18 protein-coding genes are annotated in these 21978 nt (G+C 72.0%); 1 reads left to right on the plus strand and 17 read right to left on the minus strand.

Going from position 1 to position 21978, the window contains the following annotated elements; all coding sequences use genetic code 11:
* Positions 1 to 26: 26 nt before the first annotated feature.
* Genes ABZ848_RS12585 through ABZ848_RS12595 form a run of 3 tightly spaced genes read right to left on the minus strand, consistent with a single transcriptional unit; the run spans position 27 to position 4284 of the window.
* Positions 27 to 1985: a primary-amine oxidase gene (locus ABZ848_RS12585; RefSeq protein ID WP_360829641.1), complete on the minus strand. Its 1959-nt coding sequence runs from the start codon at positions 1983 to 1985 to the stop codon at positions 27 to 29.
* Positions 1982 to 3628 carry a gamma-glutamyltransferase gene (locus ABZ848_RS12590; protein WP_360829644.1) on the minus strand — a complete coding sequence of 549 codons (1647 nt, stop codon included), beginning with the start codon at positions 3626 to 3628 and terminating at the stop codon, positions 1982 to 1984. Before ABZ848_RS12590 ends, ABZ848_RS12585 begins: the two co-directional genes overlap by 4 nt.
* Entirely contained in the window at positions 3625 to 4284 is a 660-nt protein-coding gene (locus ABZ848_RS12595; RefSeq protein ID WP_360829647.1) for a cyclase family protein, read from the minus strand. The genes ABZ848_RS12590 and ABZ848_RS12595 overlap by 4 nt, the downstream gene beginning before the upstream one ends.
* Before the next feature lie 74 nt (positions 4285 to 4358).
* Here ABZ848_RS12595 and ABZ848_RS12600 point away from each other — a divergent pair, with 74 nt between their 5' ends.
* On the plus strand, positions 4359 to 5048 hold the full coding sequence (locus ABZ848_RS12600) for a GntR family transcriptional regulator (protein ID WP_360829649.1): 690 nt from the start codon (positions 4359 to 4361) through the stop codon (positions 5046 to 5048).
* Positions 5049 to 5074: 26 nt separating this feature from the next.
* Here the strand turns inward: ABZ848_RS12600 and solA are convergent, their stop codons facing one another.
* The 14 genes from solA to ABZ848_RS12670 form a co-directional block, all read right to left on the minus strand.
* Positions 5075 to 7522, minus strand: coding sequence for an N-methyl-L-tryptophan oxidase (gene solA / locus ABZ848_RS12605; RefSeq protein WP_360829652.1), 2448 nt, complete (start codon positions 7520 to 7522; stop codon positions 5075 to 5077).
* Entirely contained in the window at positions 7519 to 8976 is a 1458-nt protein-coding gene (locus ABZ848_RS12610) for an aldehyde dehydrogenase family protein (RefSeq protein WP_360829655.1), read from the minus strand. The genes solA and ABZ848_RS12610 overlap by 4 nt, the downstream gene beginning before the upstream one ends.
* Positions 8977 to 9033: 57 nt before the next feature.
* Complete coding sequence (locus ABZ848_RS12615) at positions 9034 to 9882, minus strand: creatininase family protein (RefSeq protein WP_360829658.1); 849 nt, start codon at positions 9880 to 9882, stop codon at positions 9034 to 9036.
* 20 nt (positions 9883 to 9902) lie between these two features.
* On the minus strand, positions 9903 to 10361 hold the full coding sequence (locus tag ABZ848_RS12620) for a cytidine deaminase (protein WP_360829661.1): 459 nt from the start codon (positions 10359 to 10361) through the stop codon (positions 9903 to 9905).
* Complete coding sequence (locus tag ABZ848_RS12625; RefSeq protein ID WP_360829664.1) at positions 10358 to 11122, minus strand: amidohydrolase family protein; 765 nt, start codon at positions 11120 to 11122, stop codon at positions 10358 to 10360. Before ABZ848_RS12625 ends, ABZ848_RS12620 begins: the two co-directional genes overlap by 4 nt.
* Positions 11119 to 12138, minus strand: coding sequence for an oligopeptide/dipeptide ABC transporter ATP-binding protein (locus ABZ848_RS12630; RefSeq protein WP_360829667.1), 1020 nt, complete (start codon positions 12136 to 12138; stop codon positions 11119 to 11121). Before ABZ848_RS12630 ends, ABZ848_RS12625 begins: the two co-directional genes overlap by 4 nt.
* Positions 12135 to 13181: an ABC transporter ATP-binding protein gene (locus tag ABZ848_RS12635; RefSeq protein ID WP_360829670.1), complete on the minus strand. Its 1047-nt coding sequence runs from the start codon at positions 13179 to 13181 to the stop codon at positions 12135 to 12137. Before ABZ848_RS12635 ends, ABZ848_RS12630 begins: the two co-directional genes overlap by 4 nt.
* Positions 13178 to 13867: an alpha/beta hydrolase gene (locus tag ABZ848_RS12640; RefSeq protein WP_360829673.1), complete on the minus strand. Its 690-nt coding sequence runs from the start codon at positions 13865 to 13867 to the stop codon at positions 13178 to 13180. The genes ABZ848_RS12635 and ABZ848_RS12640 overlap by 4 nt, the downstream gene beginning before the upstream one ends.
* A 5-nt stretch (positions 13868 to 13872) precedes the next feature.
* A complete protein-coding gene (locus ABZ848_RS12645; RefSeq protein ID WP_360829676.1) occupies positions 13873 to 14922 on the minus strand; it encodes an ABC transporter permease in 1050 nt (349 codons plus the stop codon).
* Positions 14923 to 14948: 26 nt separating this feature from the next.
* Positions 14949 to 15827: an ABC transporter permease gene (locus tag ABZ848_RS12650; RefSeq protein ID WP_360829679.1), complete on the minus strand. Its 879-nt coding sequence runs from the start codon at positions 15825 to 15827 to the stop codon at positions 14949 to 14951.
* Positions 15820 to 17475: an ABC transporter substrate-binding protein gene (locus tag ABZ848_RS12655; RefSeq protein WP_360829682.1), complete on the minus strand. Its 1656-nt coding sequence runs from the start codon at positions 17473 to 17475 to the stop codon at positions 15820 to 15822. Before ABZ848_RS12655 ends, ABZ848_RS12650 begins: the two co-directional genes overlap by 8 nt.
* Before the next feature lie 105 nt (positions 17476 to 17580).
* Positions 17581 to 18381, minus strand: coding sequence for an N-acyl homoserine lactonase family protein (locus ABZ848_RS12660; protein WP_360829685.1), 801 nt, complete (start codon positions 18379 to 18381; stop codon positions 17581 to 17583).
* 185 nt (positions 18382 to 18566) lie between these two features.
* The gene (locus ABZ848_RS12665) at positions 18567 to 20051 is read right to left on the minus strand and encodes a glycoside hydrolase family 76 protein (RefSeq protein ID WP_360829688.1); all 1485 of its coding nucleotides are present in this window, start codon (positions 20049 to 20051) and stop codon (positions 18567 to 18569) included.
* 99 nt (positions 20052 to 20150) lie between these two features.
* On the minus strand, positions 20151 to 21659 hold the full coding sequence (locus tag ABZ848_RS12670; protein WP_360829691.1) for a glycoside hydrolase family 3 protein: 1509 nt from the start codon (positions 21657 to 21659) through the stop codon (positions 20151 to 20153).
* Between the last annotated feature and the right edge of the window lie 319 nt (positions 21660 to 21978).

Raw genomic sequence — 21978 nt, forward strand, 5'->3', positions numbered from 1 at the left:
CGAAGTGTCACAGAGGGGGAACGGGGTCAGCCGCAGCAGTGGTCCGGCGTCGCGGACGACTGGTGCTTCGGTGTGTGGCAGGAGACCGGTGCGGGCACGTCCAGGGCCGGGTTGCGGTCGAAGAAGCCGTCGGGTTCCAGGCGCAGCCGCGCCTTGGCGACCGGCATCACGGGCCACTCCTCGGGGCGCGGGAAGTGGTGGGAGCCGATCGTGGCCCACAGCACCAGGTCCGTGCCGTCCAACGACCGGTTCTCCTCCTGCCACTTGTGCACGCCGTCGGCGCCGGGCTCGGCCTGGTTGGGATACTCACCGGCGACGAACCGCCGCTCCGGGGCGTAGGCCGTCGCCCACAACTGCCGCCCCACGAACGGGGCACGGCGGGCGCACACACTGTCCTCGCGCACCGGAAGCACCGCGGTGCTCTCCACGTGCACGCGGTACGCGGTCGGTTCCCCCATCCGGTTGCGGGCCTCGGTGCTCTCCACCCGCCAGTGCAAGGCGCGGGAGGGGTCCGTGCGCCGGCCGCCCTCCGCCTCGCTGAGGATCGGACGCAGCACGGTCCGGGCCGCGTTTCCGTACGGGTTCAGCTCCGGGTCGGTCTCGGGCTCCGCGGTGACCTCGACCAGGCGGTTGCCGGTGCCGTCCACCGCCATGTCCAGTCGTACGGCGAAGAAGTGCTGGTGGTTGGTGACCGCGACGTTCGGGGCGACCCGGCGCGCGTACGGCGTCTCCTCGTCCTCCGTGACACCGGTCGCGGAGAGGATGCCGGTCATCTTGATCTCCAGCATCACCGAACCGTCCTGGTACAGCGACCAGTAGAAGCCGTAGTCGTAGTTGGCGACCGTGGCGAACGCCGAGATGATCAGACGGCGGGAGCGACGCACCTCGGTGCGGCCGGTGCGGCCGTCGTGGTGCTTCCAGAGGATGCCGTCGTCCTCCTCGTGCACGCAGACGGCGTTGGGGACGAGCCGGGGGACGCCGTCGCCGCCGAGCACCGCCGCGTCGAAATACTGGATCACACCGAGGCAGTCGCAGCCCAGGGCGAGGGAGTTGGTGAGCGGGCCCGCGCCGTACTCGCCCCAGTCGAAGAAGTTCTTGCGGTACTGGGTCGAGGCGGTGTCGAAGTAGGGGACGTACATCTCGTTCACCGCCGCACGCCGGACCACCTGGCGCGGACCCTTCCCGGCCGCGTCGAAGGTCAGGTCGTGCAGCACCAGACCCTCGCGGTGGCTGAAGCCGACCCGCACCGACCAGCCCTGCCAGTCGAGCCGCTGACCGGTGACGGTGAAGCTGGGCCCGTCGGGCTGGACGACCTCCAGTGGCCTCAGGCCTGTTCGCTCCGGCACGACGCCCGCGCCGAACGCGCCGGACTCCTCCGACAGAGGGACGATGCCGTGGTCCTCGATGTGCAGGACCTCCATCGACTCCATGTCGATGATCGGCACCACGCCCTGCACCGGGCGCGCATAACCGTTGTCGTCCTCGGAGGTGCGGTGCCAGACGCTGCCCCAGGACAGCCGGCGCCCCGGGTACTCGGGTGGTTCGAAGCCGCCGATCGACTCCGGGTCCACCATGACCAGCGACACGTCGTGGATGCCGCGCAGGGCGAGCGCCTCCCTGAAGCGCGGGTCGGCCCGGCACGCGGCGGCGGCCTGGCGGGCCTCCTCGGAGGAGCAGCCCGGGCTGCGCACGTCCAACTCCCGCCAGGCGGTGCTCTGCGGTTTGTCGCCGAGTTCGAGGGCGACCTCGTAGGCGAGGTGCGCGGAGGGGCAGATGACGACTGCGCGGGCCCGTCGGGGATCGCCCGGTACGGCGTGCCGGGCGTGGTCCTCGTCCAGGGCCACGCCCCAGAAGCGCGCGTCCTCGGTGACCCGGGTGTCCGCCTTCAACACCGCTACCGCGGTGGCCAGTTCGGTCACGGTCAGCGGGTCCAGCGGATGGGGTGCGTCGGCTGCCGGTACGGGTTCGGGGGCGAGGGTGCTCATGCGGGGGTTCCTTCCGGTGCGCGGTCCGCCGGGGCGGCGTACAGCAGGGTGCCGCCGTCGGCGCGCGGATCGGCGGCGCCGTCGAGGCGGCCGTCGGCGGACAGTCGTACGGCCTGCGTGTGGCCGGCGAGGTCGGTGCGGCCGGGTGCGACGACGACCGGCAGCCCCGGCGGGAGCGCGCCCGTGGTGGCGGACACGGCCCCGGGCTCGACCAGCAGGGTCTGTGTCTCGTGGCCGATGTCGCGGGCGCCGACCACCCAGCGCGGGCGGTCCAGCACGGTGGCCGGATCGGCGTCGGGGTCCATCAGGGCGGGCACGGTCTGGGCGAGGATCTGCGGCTGGGCCCGGCCGCCCTGGCAGCCCGCGGCCAGCAGCAGGTCGGCGGAGCGGCCGAGTACCGGGCACAGGGTGTGCGGGGGCCGCAGGCCGGGGCCGATGAGCGCCGGGTGGCCGGGCTCCAGGCTGAACGCCGAGCCGCGGTTGTGCAGCACGATGCCGGTGGCGGGGTCGCAGATGCCGGAGCCGAAGGTCTGGTAGACGCTCTGGATCAGGGAGATCGCGAGGCCGGAGGAGTCGACCGCCGTGATGGCCACGGTGTCCCCGGCGGGGCGGGAGGGCGGTTTCGGTGGCTGTGCGCCGACGAGTGGGGCGGGCCGCAGCAGCCCGCCGAGGTCCGGCCGCGAGCCGCGCGGGTCGCCCAGCAGGCGGTCGCGGGCCGCGGAGGCGTCCTGGCAGAGGAGCGCCAGGCTTTCCGCCGCATGGGTGGGTTGTTCACCGCGGGCCGGTGGGGGCTGGTCGCGCAGTTCCCCGCGCCCCTGAAAGGGCGCTGCACGGTACCGGAGTTCGCCAGTTCCGCTTACGACAGCGGTGTCCAGTACAGCAAGCAGCGTCGCCCCCTGACTCGGCGGAGGCGCGGCCCACCAACGTGTCCGTGCCGTGTCCAGTACCAACGGCTCGACGGTCTCCGCCCGGTGGGCCGCCAGGTCGGCGGCCGTCAGTGGGCTGCCCGCCCGGCGCAGGCCGTCCGCGAGGGTCTCGGCCACCGCTCCCCGGTAGAAGGACCAGGGCTCGTCGGCAAGGCTTCGGAGTACGGCGGCCAGCCGCGGCTGCGGAAGCGGGGCACCCTCGGTGAGCGGGGCCCCGTCGGGGTCGGTCAGCAGGGTGGTGAGTCCGGGGTCCGCGGCGATGTGCGCGGCCCGCTCGACCATCGCGCGCGCCAGGCCGGCCGAGACCGTGGCACCGTCCTGAGCCAGTTCGGCCGCGTCCCGCAGTGCGGGCGCGAGGGCGCCCGGCGTGCCGTGGGACTCGGCGAGCGCCGCCCAGCCGGCGACCACGCCGGGCACCGTCACCGTCTGCGGCCCCTGCGCGGGCATCCGCTCGTCCGCGGCGCGCAGGGCCTCGACGTCCACGTTCTGTGCGGCGGCCCCGGCGGACACGATCGCGCGCACGGTCCCGCCGGGGGAGTGGACGAGGGCGATCAGGTCGCCGCCCAGGGAGCACTGGTGGGGGTAGACGACGGTGAGGGCGGCGGCCGCGGCGAGTGCGGCGTCCACCGCGTTGCCGCCGCGCTCCGCCGCTCGGCGGGCGGCCGAGAGCGCGGCCGGGTGCGGTGCGGCGAGGATCAGCCGGGAGCCGGCGCTCACGCGTCGTCCCGGGGCAGGAGAACCGTGCGCGAGGGGGCGGCCTCGGCGCCCTGAAGCGGCAGGGGGAGCGAGAGCATGTCGTAGACGCCCGCCGGTGTGTGCAGCAGATCGACCACTTCGAGGATCAACACCTCGGCCGCGCACAGCAGTTGGTGGGTCTCCCAGTGGGTGGTGTAGGCGACGGCCTCGATGCTCAGGTAGTCGATGCCCGCGGTGCGCACCCCGGCCTCGATGAGGCGTTCCGCGCCGTCCGGGGCGAGTCCGACCCACTCTCTGGCCTTCCACGGGCTGCGCAGTACGCCCTCGGAATTGCTGGTGCGCAGCAGCACCCGCTCCTCGTCGCGGAGGCCGGCCGCGTCCAGGTCGGCGGCGGTGATCTGCTCCTTCACATGGGTCAGGTCGAGGATCCGGGCGACGCCGTTGAGCGCGGACAGGTCGAGCCGGTCGACCGTCCTGCCGCCGTCGATGAAGTGCGCGGGCGCGTCGATGTGGGTGCCGGTGTGGGCGCCGATGCGCCAGCGGCTGACGTTGGACGGGTCGCCGGCGGTGCGGGACTCCACGATCTCCATCTCGGGGCGGCGGCCCCAGTGGAGCATTCCGGGGTGGATGGGAACGGACACGTCGATGGCCTTGGCGAAATCCACGTTCATGACCATGCGGTCCTCCTATTGGATGCGGATATCATGGAAATGGATCCAATGATCGATCGAGAAGGGCTTGACCGACTCCGATGACGCCCCAGACAGACGAGGGCCCCCTCGTCGACGACATCGCGGCCCGCATCCGCGCGCGGATCATGAACGGCGAACTGGCGATCGGCAAGCCGCTGCGCCAGGCGGCACTGGCCGCCGAGTTCGGGGTCAGCCGCACTCCGGTGCGCGAAGCGCTGCGTCAGCTGCAGAACGGCGGCCTGATCGAGATGCAGCCCCATCGCGGCGCCGTGGTCCGGGTGCCCGCGCCCTGGGAGGTGCGCCAGGCGTACGAGGTGCGTGCCGAGCTGGAGGGCCTGGCCGCCCGGCGTGCCGCCGCCCGCATCACGGACCGCCAGCTCGCCGCCCTGCGCGAGCACAACGCCGTTCTGCGGGAGGCGGCGGAGCGCGAGACCGGCGGCAGCCCCGCCACCACCGCCGCCAACGACTGCTTCCACACGGTCGTCTGCGAGGCGGCCGACAACCCCTGGCTGAGCCGGATGATCGAGCGCATCAACGAGAGCTTCCCGCGCAACGTCTCCTCGCTCGCCCTCGCGGGCGACGAACGCCACCGGCAGGAGAACATCCGCCAGCACGAGGCGATCATCGAGGCCCTGGCCGCCGGCGACCCCGACCGCGCCGACGACGCCATGCGCGACCACGTCATCAGCTCGGGCGAGCATCTGACGGCCTGGTACGAGCGCCGCTCCCAGACCGTGTTCCACGGCTGAGGCGGCGGAGACGGCCGTGGGGCCCCTCATCGGGCCCCACCCGTCGACAGCCGTGCGGGGGAGAGGAATTCGAGGTCCGGGCGGGCGGTCCCGCACACGAGGTCGGCCAGTGCCTCGCCGATAGCCGGACCGAACTTGAACCCGTGCCCCGAGCAGGCGGACGCCACCAGCACCTGGGGCGCGCCCGGCACTTCGCCGACGATGAAGCGACGGTCCGCCGTCACCGTGTACAGACACGTCAGGCTCTCGGTCACCGGTCCCGCCCCTGGCAGCACCTGCGCCACCGCCTCGGCGAGCAGGGCGAGTTCGTCCGAACTCGCCGGGGGACGGGGCGCGTCCGGATCCCAGGCCGGCCCGCTGTCCAGGCCCGCCTTGAGACCGCGGTCGTCGGCGGCGGGGAACCCGTACAGCAGACCCTGCGGGAGATCCACCGAGAAGCTGCCCAGACCGGAGCGGCCCAGGGGGCCCTCGGAGTCGGCCTCGAAGTAGGCGTTCACTATGCGAGTGACCGTCAGATGCGGTGCGAGCGAGGGGACTTGGGCCGCCGTCCAGGGACCCGTGCACAGCACCAGACGGCGCGTGCGCAGTTCGCCGTCGGTGGTGCGTACGACGACCTCGTCGCCGTCCGGCTCCCAGCCGAGGACCGGTGTACGGTCCAGCACGGCCGCGCCCGACCGTTCGGCCAGCGTGAGTTGGGTCCGCAGTGTCTCCCGTGCGTCGATGATCCCGGCCGCCGGGTCGTGCACCGCGCCGAATCCGGCGGGCAGCCGGAGCCCCGGGAAGATCCGCGCCGCCTCGTCGGGGCCGACCCGACGGCAGCCGGGGCCGCGCAGCGGATCGGGCCGGTCCAGCGGGGCCGCGTACAACCCACCGGTGATGTCCAGGAGTTGGGTCTTCGCCTCCGCCTCCAGCTCCGCCCAGGCCTGGTAGGCCGTGTCCAGCAGGCCGTCCCAGTCGGGGTGGGGATAGGCGCGCCGGATCATCCGGGTCGCACCGTGCGAGGAACCGAGTTCGTGGACCGCCGCGTACTGCTCCAGGCCCAGGACGTCGAGTCCGCGTGCGGCCAGCCGGTGCAGGGCGGCGGTGCCGTGGACGCCGAGACCGACGACGATCGCGTCGTGGCGGCGGAGGGCCGCACCCGGTGCGGGGGCGGGCGTGACATGAGGCGCCCGCACCTCCGCATCAGCTCTCCGCCCGGCCCGTACGTCTCTCCGCCCGGCCCGTACGTCCGCCCCGTGCCCCCGTACGATCTCCCGCACCGCCTCCACCAGGGCGTCCAGGTCGGACTGGTCGTTGTAGACGTGCACCGAGGCCCGGACCACCTTGGTCAGCCCCCGGGGATCCATGTCCCAGCGCCCGTGCCCGGCTGGCACCGCGACCAGATGGACCCGGCGCTCGGCGAGTTCGCGCTGTACGTCGGAGGCGTCGAGTCCGTCGACCAGGAAGGTGACGATGGCGCCGCCGGCGGCCGGTGGGTCGGTGATGTGTACGCCCGGCAGTTCCGCGAGCCGCTCCCGCAGACCCGTGGCGAGCGCCGCCAGGTGCCCGCCGACGACGTCCACGCCCAGGGATTCGAGCGAGGCCAGCGCGGCACCCAGGCCGAGGCGCAGGGCGTGCGCGGCCTCCCACAGCTCGAACCGCTTGGCGTCCGGCACCAGTTCAAAGCTCCGCTCGGCGGTCCAGCGGGCACCCCGGACGTCGGGGGCCTCGGGGGCGAGCCGTTCCAGGAGCGGGCGGCGGACCGCGAGCAGGCCGGTACCGCGCGGGGCGCGCAGGAACTTGCGGCCGGTCCCGATGAGGAGGTCGCAGCCGATGACGCCCATGTCGACGGGCAGTTGGCCGAGCGACTGCGTGGCGTCCAGCAGGAACGGCACCCCATGGGCCCTCGCCAACGCGCCGATGTCGGCTGCCGGTTCGACCAGGCCCGAGGAGGTCGGCACATGGGCCGCGGTGACCAGCGCGGCGGGACCGGCCCGCAGTGCCGCCTCCAGCGCCGCCAAGTCCACCGCGCCGTCAGGGCCGTTGGGCAGCAGCTCGACGCGGACGCCGAGGTCGCGCTCGGCCGCCAGCAGCTGCAGGGCGCAGCTGACGTAGCTGGAGCGGGCGGCCAGGACCCGGTCGCCGGGGCGCAAGCGCAGTGCCGAGACCGCGCGCTGCCAGCCCGCCGTCGCGCTCTCGACGAGGGCGACCTCCTCCGGGCCGACGCCGAGGAGTCGAGCGGTGCGCGCGTAGACGGCCTCCAGGGCGGGGGCGGCGTGTTTGGCGGCCTCGTAACCGCCGGACAGGCTCTCGGCCCGCAGGTGGTCGATGACCGCCTCGACGGTGCCGTTGGCGAGCAGGGCGGCGCCCGCCGCGTTGAAGTGGTGGCCGGTGGCGGAGCCGGGGGTCCGGGCGCGCTCGGCCGCGACATCCGGAGCGGGGGCGGCCGGGGGCGCGGGCCTGGCCGCGGTCCCGGCCGTCACGGGGGCGCTCACAGGGCGATCGTGATGCTCTTGAGCTCGGTGAACCCGTCGACGGCGGCGTCGCCGAGGTCCCTGCCGAGGCCGGACTGCTTCATCCCGCCGAAGGCCACGGCGGGATCGAACTCGTTGTACGTGTTGACCCACACGGTGCCCGCCTCCAGTGCGGCGGCGGTGCGGTGGGCGCGCTGGAGGCTTCCGGTCCACACGCCCGCGGCGAGCCCGTACTCGCTGTCGTTGGCCAGCGCGATCGCCTCCTCCTCGGTGTCGAAGGGCATGACCGCGGCGACCGGGCCGAAGATCTCCTCCCTGGCGATCCGCATGTCGGGCGTGACGCCCGTGAACACCGTCGGCCGCACGAACCAGCCCGGCCCGGGCACCGCTTCTCCGCCCACGGCCACCTCGGCGCCCTCGGCGCGGCCCGCCTCGACATAGCCGGTGACGCGGTCGTACTGCTCCTGGGACACCAGGGGACCGATGTTGACCCCGCCGGACAGACCCGGACCGATCCGCAGGGCCTCCACCGCGGGCACCAGCAGGTCGAGGAACTCCTTGAGGACCGTGCGCTCGACCAGGAGCCGGCTCCCGGCGGTGCACATCTGCCCGGAGTGCCCGAACACCGCACGGACCGCGGCCGGTACGGCGGCCTCCAGGTCGGCGTCGGCGAAGACGATGTCGGGCGACTTGCCACCGAGTTCGAGGGTGAGCCGCTTCACCGTCGGCGCGGCGGCGGCCATGATCAGCCGCCCGACCTCGGTGGACCCGGTGAAGGACACCTTGGCGACGTCGGGGTGGGCGACCAGCTCCGCTCCCGTACGGCCGTCACCCGTCACCACGTTGACCACCCCCTCGGGGACGCCCGCCTCCAGACAGAGCGCGGCCAGCCGCAGCGCGGTGAGCGGGGTCTGCTCGGCCGGTTTGACGACGACCGTGCAGCCCGCCGCCAGCGCGGGAGCGATCTTCCAGGCGGCGATCATGAAGGGGAAGTTCCACGGCAGTACGGCCGCCACCACGCCGACCGGTTCGCGCACGCTGTAGACGTGCCGGTCGGGCCCGGCCGCGTGGACGGTGCCGGTCAGCCGGGCCGGGGCGCCGGCGAAGTGCCGGATGGCCTGGAGGCCGAGGTCCACGTCGCCCCGGGCGCGCTCGATGGCCTTGCCGTTGTCCAGGGTGTCCAGGACCGCCAACTGCTCGGCGTCCCGCTCCACCAGGTCGGCGAGACGCAGCAGCACGTCACGGCGCTGCCGGGGTGCGAGCCCGCGCCAGCGCCGGTCGCGGTGTGCGGCGGACGCGGCGGCGACCGCCGCGGACACCTCGTCCGGGCCCGACTGCGCGATGGTGGTGAGCTGCTCTCGGGTGGCGGGGTCGAGCACCGGGATCCGCTGCGGTGAGGTCCCCGTGGTCCAGTCGCCGCCGATGAGCATGGGCTCGCAGTCCGGCAGTGAGGGGAGGGCGGTGCTGGGGTCCAAGGTGTTCTCCTTCGGGGCAAGGGGTCGCGCAGGGGACACGTCCGGGTGAGGTACGGCTCACGTACGTCCGCCGGGCCGGTGGGCCGGATCTGGCCACGGCTCGCGGACCGCCGCGGACACGGCCCTGGCGGTGGTCAGGACGCAGCGGTCGAACTCCGCCGCCCCGTGCTTGGCGTCGGCGTCGGTCACGTCCCTGCCCCACACGCCGGTCTCGCTGACCTGGTCCATGCGGTAGTCCCAGAAGGAGTCGACGTCGACATGGGAGGTCGCCCGGTCCATCCGCACCAGCTCCGGGGCCAGGTGCAACATGACCGAGGTCTCGAAGAAGTTGGCGTGCATCAGCGCCCGGCCGTAGGTGACATGTCCGTCGACCTCGGGGCCGGGGTACATCGTCACGTACCCCAACGCCCTTACTCGCGCGTCTCGATGACGGACCCTCAGCTTCTCGGCCGAGACGTCGAGGGCGCCGTTGTTCCAGATGTGCCCGTTCAGCAGGACGAACTGCCGTACCCCGGAGGCGTACAGCGAGTCGATGACGTCCTCGACGACGGCGATCATGGTCTCGGGGCGCAGCGCCACCGTCCCGGCGAAATCGCCGTGGGACGCGGACACCCCGAAGCTCAGCGGCGGCAGGACGGGGACCCCCGTCAGGGCGGACACCCCGAGGGCGACGGCCTCGCAGATCCGGGTGTCCACGGCGAGGGGCAGATGGGGGCCGTGCTGCTCGGTGGCGCCCACGGGAATGATGACGGCGTCCTGCGCGGCGGTCGTGGTCCCGGCCTCCGGCCAGGTCAATTCCTCCCACAGGACGGGGGCACCGGTGCCGCCGAGTCGGGCCGCGAGGCCGGGGACGTCGAGTTCCGTGGGGACGGTCCGTCCGCAGGGCCCGGTGATGAAAGCAGGCATGTCTCTCCTCAAAGGTGCGTTCACCACTGGCGTCGGCTCTTCTCGGGCAGCAGGTCCAGGGCGCGCAGCGGGACCGGCTCGTCCCCGTCGACCGTGGTGACCCACACGGTCGCGTCCGGGCAGTAGTCGCTGATCAGCTCCCGGCACACCCCGCACGGCGCGATGATCCGGAACTGCCCCGCCGGTTTGATCTGCACGGACACCACGGACACGATGCCCAGCGGAGCCCCGCCCGGCAGCGCGCCCCGCGTGGCCCCCATGGCCACTCCCTCGGCACAGACCGAACTGCGGCGGCAGGACCCCTCCATGTGCACGCCGGTATGGATCCGGCCGTCCGCCGTACGCAGCGCGGTCGCCACTTCATGCCGCCCGTGCTGCCACACACGGGCCAGCAACTCCTCTGCCACAGCGAGGAGTTCGGCGTCCTCGACGCCCATCGAAGGCGGGACGGAGACGGAGGCGACGCCGGCCGCGCTCATACCGGAAACCCCAGCAGCCGGGCCATGTTCCCGCCCTCGATGAGCGCCCGGTCCTTCTCGTCCTCGATCGCCTTCGCGATCTTCATGCGCTCCAGGTCGAAGTCGGAGCCGGGCCACTCGCTGCCCATCAGGATCTTCTCCGGGCCCAGGCGTGCGTACGCCCGCCGTACGTCGCTCAGCAGGGTCGCGGAGGTCTCCAGGTACACGTGCGGCTGACGCTCGGCCACGATGATCGCCTCCGGTACGTTCCACACGGCACCCATGTGGGCGATGACCGTGGGCACTTCCGGATGGTCGCGGGCGATCTCCTCGATCGCGAACGGCGCGCAGAACGCGTCGTCGAGAGCGTTGACGAGGACCAGCAGCCCGCGCCGCGCGCACGCCTCGAACACCGGGTCCAGCAGACCGTGGTCGGCGACGTGGTAGCCGTGCAGACTCGGATGCAGCTTCAGTCCGACCAGGCCCGCGTCGGCCATCCGGTCGATCTCCTCGATCGCGTCGTCGGCCTGCGGCAGCACCTGCCCGAAGCCGAAGAAGCGGTCCGGATGTCCGGCGACCAGGGAGGCGATGAAGTCGTTCTCGATGCGCTGCGCGAGGGAGCACACCATCGCCCTGTCCACCCCGGCGGCGTCCATCCGGTCGAGGATGCGCCGGGGATCGAAGGGCGTGTACGGCGGCGGGGCCTGGCCCTTGCGTGCCCCGGTGAGGTAGTCCGAGCGGCCGCGGACGTCCTGCGTGGTGTTGTAGGCGTCGATGATCACAGCGTTACGTCCTTTGTCGCTGGGCTCGCGGAACCGTCCGCTTCGAGGTCGTCGGAGATCAGGGGCAGATGGCAGCGGACGCTTCTCCCCGGCGCGATCTCCCGCAGCTCGGGCATGCGGGTACGGCACTCGGGGGCGGCGATGGGACACCGCGTCCGGAACAGACAGCCGTCCGGCGGATTCGCCGGGTCGGGCAACTCGCCCTCCAGCACCTCCCGTTCGCGCGCCGGATCACCGCCGGGCCGCCGCAGTGCCGGTACGGAGGACAGCAGGGCCCGGCTGTAGGGGTGCGCGGGACCGGCGAAGAAGGCGTCCCGGGAGGCGATCTCGATGATCTGGCCCAGGTACATGACGGCGACGCGGTCGGCGATGTGCCGTACGACGCCCAGGTCGTGCGAGATGAACAGCATCGTCAGACCCCGGTCGCGCACCAGGTCCGACAGCAGGTTCAGCACCTGCGCCTGGATCGACACGTCCAGCGCCGACACCGCCTCGTCGGCCACCACGAACTGCGGCGAGGAGGCCAACGCCCTGGCGATACCGATGCGTTGACGCTGGCCGCCGGAGAACTCGTGCGGCCTGCGCGCCCCGGTCTCCGCGCCCAGACCGACGAGGTCGAGGAGCTCGGCCACCGCCCGCGCGGCCTCGGCGCGGGTCGCGCCGCGCGCCCGCAGCAGCGGCTCGGCGACGATGTCGGCCACCCGGCGGCGCGGGTTGAGCGAACCGAACGGATCCTGGAAGACCATCTGCAAGTCCGCGCGGGTGCGTCGCAGTTGCCGCCCCCGCATTCGGGTGAGGTCGGCGCCGGCGAACTCGATGCGGCCCGCCGAGGGTTCGATCACCCGCAGCAGCGCCCGCCCGAGCGTCGACTTGCCGCACCCCGACTCTCCGACGAGACCGAGGGTCTCGCCCCGGAGGATGTCGAGGTCGACGTCCCGCAGCGCCCTGACCCGGCCTCCGGCCCTTCCCGGATACTCGACCCGCAGTCGGCGGGCCGAGACGAGCGGGGCGCTCATGCGGCGCCTGCCCGGGCACGGGCCTCGGCGCGCTCGGAGCCGGGCAGCACGCAGGCATCCACATGCCCGTCCCCGCCGTGCCGCCGCCGCAGTTCCGGACGCTCGGCACAGGCGTCGTGCACGAACGGGCACCGGGGCGCGAAGGCACAGCCGGACGGCCGATCCACCCCGGTCAGCGGGCTCCCGGAGATCGCGGGCAGCCGTCGTAGAACCGGACCGTCGAGCGGTGGAACAGACCCCAACAGGCCCATCGTGTACGGGTATTGAGGGTTGAACAGCACTTCGTCCCGCAGCCCCTGCTCCACGATCCGGCCCGCGTACATGACGGCCACCCGGTCGGCGACCTCGGCCACGACGCCCAGGTCATGGGTGATCAGGAGTACCGAGGTGCCGTGGTCGCGCCGTACCCGCTTCAGGACCGCCAGGACCTGCGCCTGGATGGTGACGTCCAGCGCGGTCGTGGGTTCGTCGGCGATCAGTACGGCCGGGTCGTTGGCCAGGCCCATGGCGATCATCACGCGTTGCCGCATGCCGCCGGAGAGCTGGTGCGGGTAGGAGCGCGCCGCGCGGTCCGGGCCCGCGATGCCCACCTCGCCCAGCAGCTCCACCGCACGGTCCCTCGCCTGCTCGCGCGGCACGTCACGGTGGGCGCGGATCATCTCGGAGACCTGGGCGCCCGCCCGGTGCAGCGGATTGAGCGCGGCCAGCGCGTCCTGGAAGACGACCGCGATCTCCTTGCCCCGCACCGAGCGCAGTTCACGCTCCGAGGCAGTGACGAGGTCTCGGCCGCCGAAGGACACCTCGCCGGTGACGTGGGTGCGCGGACCCCGGTTCAGACCGACCAGGCTCATCGACAGGGCGGACTTGCCGGACCCCGACTCGCCCACCAGGGCCAGGACTTCACCCTGCCGGAGCGTCAGGTCGACACCGTCCACCGCCGGCAGCCGGCCCGAGGGGACGTCGAACTGCACACGCAGGTCCCGGATTGCGAGTACGGGCTCGGACACGGCCTGGTCCGGGGTGTGTTCGAGTGCGGCCGTCATGAGGCCGTGCCCACGGCCAGCGCGGCCGTGTGGATCAGGTCGGCGACGCGCCGCGGCCACACGAGGGTCGTGTAGTGGCTGCCGGGCACATGCTCGACCGTCGCCTTCATCCGCTCGGCCATGTCCCGCTGGGCCTCGGGGCGCAGGGTGCGGTCGTCGTCGGCGACCAGGTACCAGCTGGGCAGCGTGCGCCAGGCGGGGACGCCGGTCGGCTGGGTGAAGACGAGGTTCTCCGCCTTGCGCCCCTCCGCCTCGACGACGACCCGCTGTTCGGGGGAGAGATCGGGGCCGATCTCGGCCCAGAACTCGGGACTCGGCTCCGACTTCCACTCGCCGTTCGGACCGCGCCGCATGTACTTGGAGATCTCGGCCTCCTCGTACCGCTCGACGATCTCGTTGACGGTCTCGCCCTCGTCCGGGCCGAACGCGGCGATGTAGACGAGCCCCTTGACCCGTGGATCGCGGCCGACGTTGCTGATGACCGCGCCGCCGTAGGAGTGCCCGGCGAGCAGTACGGGGCCCCAGGTCTCCTCCAGCACGGCGGAGGTGTGGTCGACGTCGTCGGCCAGCGAGGTCATCGGATTGGTGACGGTGAACAGCCGGTGGCCGAGGGCGGCGAGCAGGGGCTCCACCGCCGACCAGGTCGTCGGCCGTCCGCCGGCGCCGTGGACCAGCACGATGTCCATGCGGCTCATCCTTTCCGTATCCGCGGATCGAGGACCGTGTAGAGCAGATCCACCGCGTGGTTGACCAGGGTGAACAGAAGGGCGATGGCGAGGGCGGCGCCCTGGACGACGGGGTAGTCGCGTTGCAGGACGCCCTGCACCAGGAGGCGGCCGACACCCGCGTAGGAGAAGACCGTCTCGGTGATCACCGAGCCGCCGAGGAGCGAGCCGAACTGGAGCCCCAGGACGGTCACGATGGGCAGCCAGGCGTTGCGCAGCACATGCCGGCGGATGACCGCGCCCTCGCCGAGGCCCTTCATCCGGGCCGTGCGCACGAAGTCGTCGTCGAGCACCTCCAGGACCGAGGCGCGCACGATGCGGGTGATGAACCCGGCCATCGACAGGGCCAGTGTCACGGCGGGCAGGATCAGGTGCTGGATCCAGGGCCACACCAGCTCGGGGCGGTCCTGGAGGATCGCGTCCAGCAGCACGAAGTTGGTCGTGGGGTGGTAGTCGAGCGAGCTGGGCAGCCGGCCGAGCACCGGCAGCCAGCGCAGCCACACGCCGAACACGACGATGCCGAGCACACCGAGCGCGAACCAGGGCAGCGAGAAGCTCACCGTGGCCACGACCCGGGTCGAGGCGTCGACCCAACTGCCCTTGCGCAGCGCGGCGATCACCCCGGTGAGGACACCGAGCACGACCGCGATCGTCATCGCCGCGAGGGTCAGCTCGATCGTCGCGGGGAGGGCGTCCCCGAGCAGCCCGAGGACGCTGTTGGACCCGAAGAACGAGGTGCCAAGCCGCAGATGCACCAGGTCGTCCAGGAAGTGGCCGTACTGCGTGAGCAACGGCTGGTCGAGGCCGAGCGCCTTGGTGACCCGCTCCTCGTTCGCGGACACCTCGACCGCGGACATGTCGCCCCGGCCCGCCGAGAGCGAGGTCGCGGGCGAGCCGGGCAGCAGGCGTATCGCGAGGAACACGAGACTGGCCAACGCGAACAGGACAAGGGGGACGACCGCGAGCCGTCGTACGACCGACAGGCCGGTGCCGGTGGCCCACCTGGGCAGGTGCACGCGCACAAGGGAAGGCGTGGACGTACTCATGCCGTCCCCCGGGGATCGAGGGCGTCGCGCAGGTCGTCGCCGACGAAGTTGCAGGCGACGACGAACAGCAGGGTGAGCGTGGCGGGGAGGACGACCAGCCGGGGAGCGGAGTACAGGAACTCCTGCCCCGCCTGGACCATGTATCCCCAGTCGGGCTGCGGCGGTTGGATCCCCAGGCCGATGTACGACAGCCCGGCGGCGAAGCCCGCCGCGACGGACAGCGTCATGACGATCTGGGCGAGCATCGGACCGGCGATGTTCGGCAGCAGTTCCCGTACGAGGATGCGCGGGGTGCCGGTGCCGCCGAGGCGGCAGGCCACGACGTAGTCGCGGGCCGCCTCGCGGGCCGTCAACGCGCGGGCCAGCCGGGCGAGTCCGGGCGCGAGCGAGACGCCGATGCCGACGATCAGGCTGACCGTGCCCGGCCCGGCCGCCGCCACCAGCAGGATGACGAGGAGGATGGAGGGGAAGGCGAGCGCGAGGTCCACCAGGCGCATCAGGGCCTGTTCGACGACACCGCCCGCGTACCCGGCGACGAGCCCGATCGCGGTGCCCGCCACGGCGGCCAGAGCCGTGGCCGTGAAGGACACCAGCAGCAGCGGGCGCGCTCCGTGCACCAGCCGGGCCAGTTCGTCGCGCCCCAGGTCGTCCGTGCCGAGCGGATGCCCTGCGGAGCCGAACGGCAGGAGCGCGGACGGGGTCTGGCGCAGGGGGTCGGTCTGGACGAGGAGCGGGCCGACGGCGGCGACGAGGAGTACGGCGGCCAGGACCAGCCAGGACAGGACGGCCGGCCAGGACCGGGCCAGCCGCCGGCGGCGCAGGGCGGAGAGGACGGAAGGCCCGCGCGTGACCGTGGCCACCGCCGCGTCAGACACTGGCCTTCTCCATGTAACACCGGTGGTTGGCAAGGGCGCTGGTGTTCATGTCCTTCACCTGCGAGCCGCTGACGACGAGGTTGGTGAAGCAGGCCAGCATCGACAGCACCATGTACTCCTCCGCCCAGCGTCGCTGGATCTTCGTGTACGCGGCGGTGCGCTTCTTGCCGTCCGGGAGGTTCTTGGCCGCGAACAGGTCCTCGGCGAGGGAGTCGACGCCGTCGAGGGTGTCCATGCCGGTGATCTTGGAGCCGTAGATGCCGGTGGGGCTGGCCATGGCGCCGACCATGTCGTTGGCGTCCGGGACGTAGGTGTTGCGTTCCCAGATCATCAGGTCGTGGTACTCGTCGTCGGGGTCGAGGAGGCGGCCGAAATAGGTGGCCGGGTCCACGGAGGTGGTCGCCACCTTGAACCCGATGTCGGTGAGGTTCTGGGCGACGATCTGCGCGGCCTTCGGGTGCCACGAGTCACTGGCCGCCATGATCCGGATGGTGCGGCCCTCGGCGCCGGCCTCGGTGACAAGGCGCTTCGCCTGGGCGACGTTCTGGGTGCTCAGGTCGGCGAGGGCGGTGTCGTAGCCGTTCTGGGCGGGCGGGAGGGCGTAGCCCTTCGGTTCGCTGCCCATGCCGAAGAACGCCTGGCTGAGGATGGCCTTGCGGTCGACGGCGAGGTTGATCGCCTTGCGCACCTTGATCTCGGGGATGCGCCGGGCGTCGATCATCATGATCGCGTCGGCGTTGTGCGGGGTGTCGTAGACGGTGACCGAATCGTCGCCGCGCAGCTGGTCGGCGGCCGAGTACGGGGTGAACTGGGTCGCGGACACATCGCCGCTGAGCAGCGAGCTGACGATGGCCGACGGGTCCTGGACCTGACGCAGCACCAGGCGGTCGATGGGAGGTCTGCCGAGCCGGAAGCCGTCGAAGGCCTCCAGGGTGATCGCCTGGCCGGAGGTTGCGGAGGAGAAGGCGAAGGGGCCGGTGCCGACGAGGTGCTTGCCGATGTCGGCGCCGTACTTCTCCAGCGCGGCCTTGGAGATGATGCGGCCGCCGATGTCGGACAGCCGGCCGAGCACCGTCCGGTCGGGCTGCTTGAGGACCATCTTCACGGTGAGATCGCCCTCGGCGGTCAGGGAGGCGACGTTGGTGCCGAGGCTGGCCAGCGGCCGGGTGCCGCCCTTGGGGAGGGTCTTGTCCTCGGGATCGAACTGCCGGCCCAGGCTGGCCAGTACGTCGGCGGAGGTCAGCGTGGTGCCGTCATGGAACTTGACGCCCTCGCGGAGGGTGAAGGTGTACGTCAGCAGGTCGTCGGAGATCTTCCAGGTCTTGGCCAGGTCGGGCGTGGGCTCGTTGGTCTCGAAGGAGATGAAGGTCAGACCGCGGCAGATGCAGTCGACGGCCATCCAGTCGCCCAACGAGGTGTAGAAAGCCGGGTCGTTGACGGCGCTCGTCGCGTCGATGGCGAGGGTCAGCGTCCCGCCCTTGCCGCTTCCCCCGGCGTCGTCGGCCGCCGCGCCGCAGGCGCTCAACAGAGCGGGCAGCCCGAAGCCGACACCCACTCCGAGGAGCCCGGCGCCCCTGAGCATGGTGCGGCGCGAGACCTCCGGCGTGCTGGAGCCGGGCGGGAGCGATCCATGTGAACGGTCCGGCATGTGGGCCTCCTTGGGCACCGATCCTCGGAAACTGGATCTAATGTGTGCTGGATTGGATCCAAAAAAAGCTTCAGGGGTCACGGAATCCTTCTCGTGTCCCAGGAGTTAAAGGCGTGTGAACCGGCGTCGCGTCAACTCCGGCCAGACGACGGGGTCATGGCCGGGGACGAGTTCGTAGCCGCGCTCGGCGGCGATGCGCTTGAGCCGGCGGATCGGTTCCACCGTCTGCTCCGGATCGGCCCCGATGAAGGCGCCGATCGGCAGTTCGTGCTCGATGTTCTCGGTGAGGTCGGCGGCGTCGAAGGCGAACACGAGCCCTCCGCCGTCCGCGAGGTCCACGACGAAGCTCTGGTGGCCCGGTGTGTGCCCGGCGGTCAGTACGGCCGTCACCCCGGGGGCGATCTCCACGTCGCCGTCCGCCTGCCGCCAGTCGATGCGGGGGTCGTCGAAGTCGACCCGGAAGATCGAGTGGCGTTCCACCTCGGGCCGCCCCGACAACCCGTAGGCCAGCTCCGCCCGTTGGACGTGCACCGGCACCCGGCCCGCGAAGTGCTTCAGCCCGCCCGCGTGGTCGGCGTGCAGATGGCTGAGGGCCACCGCATGGATCGCGTCCATCGCGACACCGGCCGCGTCCAGGGCCTCCTCCAGCGGTTCGCCGGGGCCCGGCAGGACGGGACGGTAGTTGGGGGAGCCGTAGAAGCGGCGGCGCAGGGCGGGGTCCCGGATCAGGGCGGTGTTGAAGCCGGTGTCGAGCAGCAGCCAGCCGCCGTCGCACTCCAGCAGGACCGCGGGCACGGGCTCGCGCAGCCGCTCCTCGTACGGGGCGCCGTGCACCGAGACCGACTTGGGGAGTTCCTCCCAGCCGAGCAGCAGCGGCACGATCCGTCGCACGCCGTGGCGGGTCACACGGGGTCCGGGTGGCGGTGCATCGGCATGGTCAATTCGGTGACCCTTCCGTTGTGCCCGTTCGTCGCAAGGATCCACAGCATAGATATTTGGATCCAATCATGGGTTGCGGCGAAGTAAACAACACTGAGGGCGGTCTGAACCGGGTGTCGTGGCGGCAAGGGTGGGACAACGTTGTCCCGTGCTCATGACGCCGCGTTGAGCAGGTCGAGGGCGCTCTGCTGGCGTGCCGCGTCCGTCTTGTCCAGCGGGCCGTACCAGCGCAGGCCGTACTGGTCGAGGGCGTTGCGGTCGCTCGCGTAGGCGCGGTCCGCCTGGCGTTTGAGGTAGGCGGTGTACGGGTGGTCGGCGAGCACCGCGTTGAGCCTGCCGAGGCCGCGGACGTGGGCGCCCTTGAACGACGGTCCGTCGCCTCCGCAGTCGCCGTCCTCGCACGGATCGCGCAGGATGCCGTCGGAGGTGTGGAGCAGGGAGGTCGTGGTGGCGGCGTCGGCGATCTGCCGGGCGCTGGTGAGCACTCCGCCGTCGCCCGTCGCCCGGTACAGCTCGGTGAGGGCGCCGAGCAGGACGCCCTGGTTGTACGACCAGACGGCCGCGCCGTTGTTGCGGCAACTGGACAGGTCGATACCGTCGTTGACCAGATGCGAGCCGTTGACCATGCCCGTGCCCTGGAACCAGGACCAGCCCGCCCGCGCCCGGTCCAGATACGCCGTGTCGCCCGAAATCCGGTTGTGCAGGGCCGCGTTGAGCTGGATGTAGAGGGAGTTGGCGATCGCGTTCTTGTACGTCCTCGCCGTGCTCCACCACACTCCGCCGCCGCAGGTCGTGTCCCAGTAGGCGGCCATGTGGTCGGCGTCCGCGCGGGCCGTGCTCAGATAGCGGCTGTCGCCGGTCAGGTCGTACGCGGCGACCCAGGCGAGCCCCCACCAGCCGGTGTCGTCGATGTAGTCGTTGCGGAACTGCCCGCCCTGGGCGTTGATGTTGAGGTCGTAGGTGCGGGCGATCGCGTACTTGTAGCTGCCCATGCCCGTCACGCGAATGTTGTCGATCAGTGCGGTCAGGGCGTTCGCCGAGTTCCACCAGCCGGTGGTGTCGAACAGGCCGGTGCCGTAGTTGTACGAGGTCATCAGCGCCGTCGCGGCCGCGGTGCGCCGCTCGCCGGCGTTCCATGTCGTACGGGCCCATGGTGTGCACGCGATCTCGGCGCGGTCTCCGGCCTTGCCGCAGGCGCGCAGGGCGCCCACGCCGAGGTTGTTCCAGTCGTCCACGTTGTACATCAGCGTCCGCCAACCCCGCTGTCCCGAGGGGACGGTGGTGTCGCCGAGCTTGCTGCCCGAGCTCCAGGTCCGGCCGCCGTCGAAGGAGCGGTCGAGCCAGACCTCGTCGCCAGGGCTGCCGTTGTCGATGGAGGCCCAGCCCATCGCGTCGGTGTCGTCGAAGTGCAGGACGATCGAACGGGAGTAGATGCTCGCGGTGACCGGGGTGCGGTCGCCCGGGGAGAGCGCGGGATCCCGGGCGTCGCAGTACTTGTTGCAGACGGTGGCCGCCGCCGAGGTGTCTGCGGCGGACGCGGGCGGTGCGAGGGGGACCAGGAGGGCGAGCAGCCCCGGGGGAAGGGCTGCCAGCCATCGGTGGAGGGGGTGACGTCTCGGACTCTGTACGGGGGTCATGGGACCTCCCTGCTCCGGCTACGGGTGTGAGAGCGCTCTCAAAAGGTAGGCAAGAGCTGAGAGAGCGTCAATGTTGCTCGGCAGTACGGGAGTTGACGCTCAGCGGGCGCCGGCCAGCACCTCCGCCGCGGCCACCCCGGAGGCGGCCGTGGCGCCGTGGGTGAAGATCTGGGCCGCTGCCGGAAGGGAGGTTCCGGGCAGGCCCATCTCCACGACGATCGCGTCCGGGCGGGCCGCGACGAGGTCGGCGAGTGCCCCCGCCATCCACGCGTGCCGGGCGGCGTCCCGGACCACCACGACCAGCGGGCGTCCCGCGGCGGGTGCCAGGGCGGTCGACTCCAGGGCCGTCGTCCCCGAACGCAGGTCCTCGTGGCGGACCCGGACCGAGGTCGTGCCCGGCAGCCGCTCGCCGAGCGGGGCGGCGACGCCCCAGGGGGTCTCCTTGCCGATGGCCAGATTGGTGGTCGGCACCAGCTCCACCACGTGCGGCGCGACGACCAGGGGCAGGGCCCGCCGTACGGCTCCGGTCAGCCGGATGGCCCGGCGGGCGGCCGCGAAGCCGATGCCGCCGCCCAGGTCGCCGTTCACGGCCGGGCTCAGCGCCGCCGACCAGGCGGCGAACCGCCGGACGCGGTCGCCCGCCTCGCCGAGCCGCTCCACGCTGAGAGTCCCCGAACGGACGGCATTCACGAGGGAGTTCACGAGCAGGTCGACGGTCGCCTCCTCGGCGTTCTCGCCGCCCACGCACACGGCGTCGGCACCGGCGGCGACCGCGCGCACCGTGGCCCCGCCGATCCCGTGGCGGCCGGCGACCGCGCCCATCTCGATGGCGTCGGTGACGATCATGCCGTCGAATCCCAGCTCCTGCCGCAGCAGTTCGTCCAGGATGCGCGGGCTGAGGGTGGCGGGCAGGTCGGGGTCGTAGGCGGGGACCAGGAGATGGCCGGTCATCACCGCGCGTACGCCGGCCTTGACGGCGGCACGGAAGGGCGGCAGGGACTGGGTGGCGATCTGCTCGCGGTCGGCGCCGTAGACGGGCAGGCCGTGGTGCGAGTCGACGGCGACGTCGCCGTGGCCGGGGAAGTGCTTGGCGCAGGCGGCGACGCCGGCCGACTGGAGTCCCCGGATCCACGCCGCGGTGTGCCGGGACACCACCTTCGCGTCGACGCCGAAGGACCGGACCCCGATGATCGGGTTGTCGGGGTTGGAGTTGACGTCCGCGCTGGGCGCGTAGTCCAGGCTCACGCCGACGGTGCGCAGCTGGCGGCCCAGGTCGGCGGCGACCTCCTCGGTCAGCTCGGTGTCGTCGACCGTGCCGAGGGCGAAGTTGCCGGGCCGGGTGGAGCCGGTCGCGGACTCGATACGGGTGACGTCTCCGGCCTCCTCGTCGATCGCGACGATCAACTCGGGGTTCTCCGCGCGCAGTTGCCCGGTCAGGCGGGCGACCTGGTCGGGCGAGACGATGTTGCGCGAGAAGAGCACGACCGAGGCCAGTCCGTCACCGATCTCGCGCAGCACCCAGTCCGGCGCCTCGGTGCCCACGAACCCCGGCTGCAGGACGGAGAGCGCCAGCCGCCGCAACTCCCTGCTGTGCTTGCTGGAGACCATCGAGAGCCCTTCTGTTGGTACAGACCAATGTGTCTCCGCTCAGGCTAACCGCACGTGTCAAGTGGGCCCGGACCTCGTCAACTGGCGCCGGATCACGCCTTGTTGTGGCACCGGATGGCGCCGCGTCGGCGGCAACGCGCCGACAACTTGCATGTTTGACATTGCGAGTTGGTCTAGTCCAAGTTGGTGATGCGCGAGTTCGAACAAGGGGCTGGTGTGGCACGTGGTGCAGCGACCCTGCGGGAACGGCCACCGCCCCTCACTCCGCGCAGTTGGCGACCCGTTCGGGGTCGCCGGTACCTGAGATCGAGGTCTGGAG

Source organism: Streptomyces sp. NPDC047081 (genome assembly GCF_040643775.1).
Taxonomy (GTDB): Bacteria; Actinomycetota; Actinomycetes; order Streptomycetales; family Streptomycetaceae; genus Streptomyces.

Bases quoted from the DNA above. Each gene is read 5' to 3' on its own strand.
- ABZ848_RS12635 (WP_360829670.1), bottom strand. From the start codon at position 13,181: ATGACGGCCGCACTCGAACACACCCCGGACCAGGCCGTGTCCGAGCCC.
- ABZ848_RS12595 (WP_360829647.1), bottom strand. From the start codon at position 4,284: ATGGTCATGAACGTGGATTTCGCCAAGGCCATCGACGTGTCCGTTCCC.
- ABZ848_RS12585 (WP_360829641.1), bottom strand. From the start codon at position 1,985: ATGAGCACCCTCGCCCCCGAACCCGTACCGGCAGCCGACGCACCCCAT.
- ABZ848_RS12620 (WP_360829661.1), bottom strand. From the start codon at position 10,361: ATGAGCGCGGCCGGCGTCGCCTCCGTCTCCGTCCCGCCTTCGATGGGC.
- ABZ848_RS12640 (WP_360829673.1), bottom strand. From the start codon at position 13,867: ATGGACATCGTGCTGGTCCACGGCGCCGGCGGACGGCCGACGACCTGG.
- ABZ848_RS12600 (WP_360829649.1), top strand. From the start codon at position 4,359: ATGACGCCCCAGACAGACGAGGGCCCCCTCGTCGACGACATCGCGGCC.
- ABZ848_RS12665 (WP_360829688.1), bottom strand. From the start codon at position 20,051: ATGACCCCCGTACAGAGTCCGAGACGTCACCCCCTCCACCGATGGCTG.
- ABZ848_RS12615 (WP_360829658.1), bottom strand. From the start codon at position 9,882: ATGCCTGCTTTCATCACCGGGCCCTGCGGACGGACCGTCCCCACGGAA.
- ABZ848_RS12630 (WP_360829667.1), bottom strand. From the start codon at position 12,138: ATGAGCGCCCCGCTCGTCTCGGCCCGCCGACTGCGGGTCGAGTATCCG.
- ABZ848_RS12655 (WP_360829682.1), bottom strand. From the start codon at position 17,475: ATGCCGGACCGTTCACATGGATCGCTCCCGCCCGGCTCCAGCACGCCG.
- ABZ848_RS12670 (WP_360829691.1), bottom strand. From the start codon at position 21,659: ATGGTCTCCAGCAAGCACAGCAGGGAGTTGCGGCGGCTGGCGCTCTCC.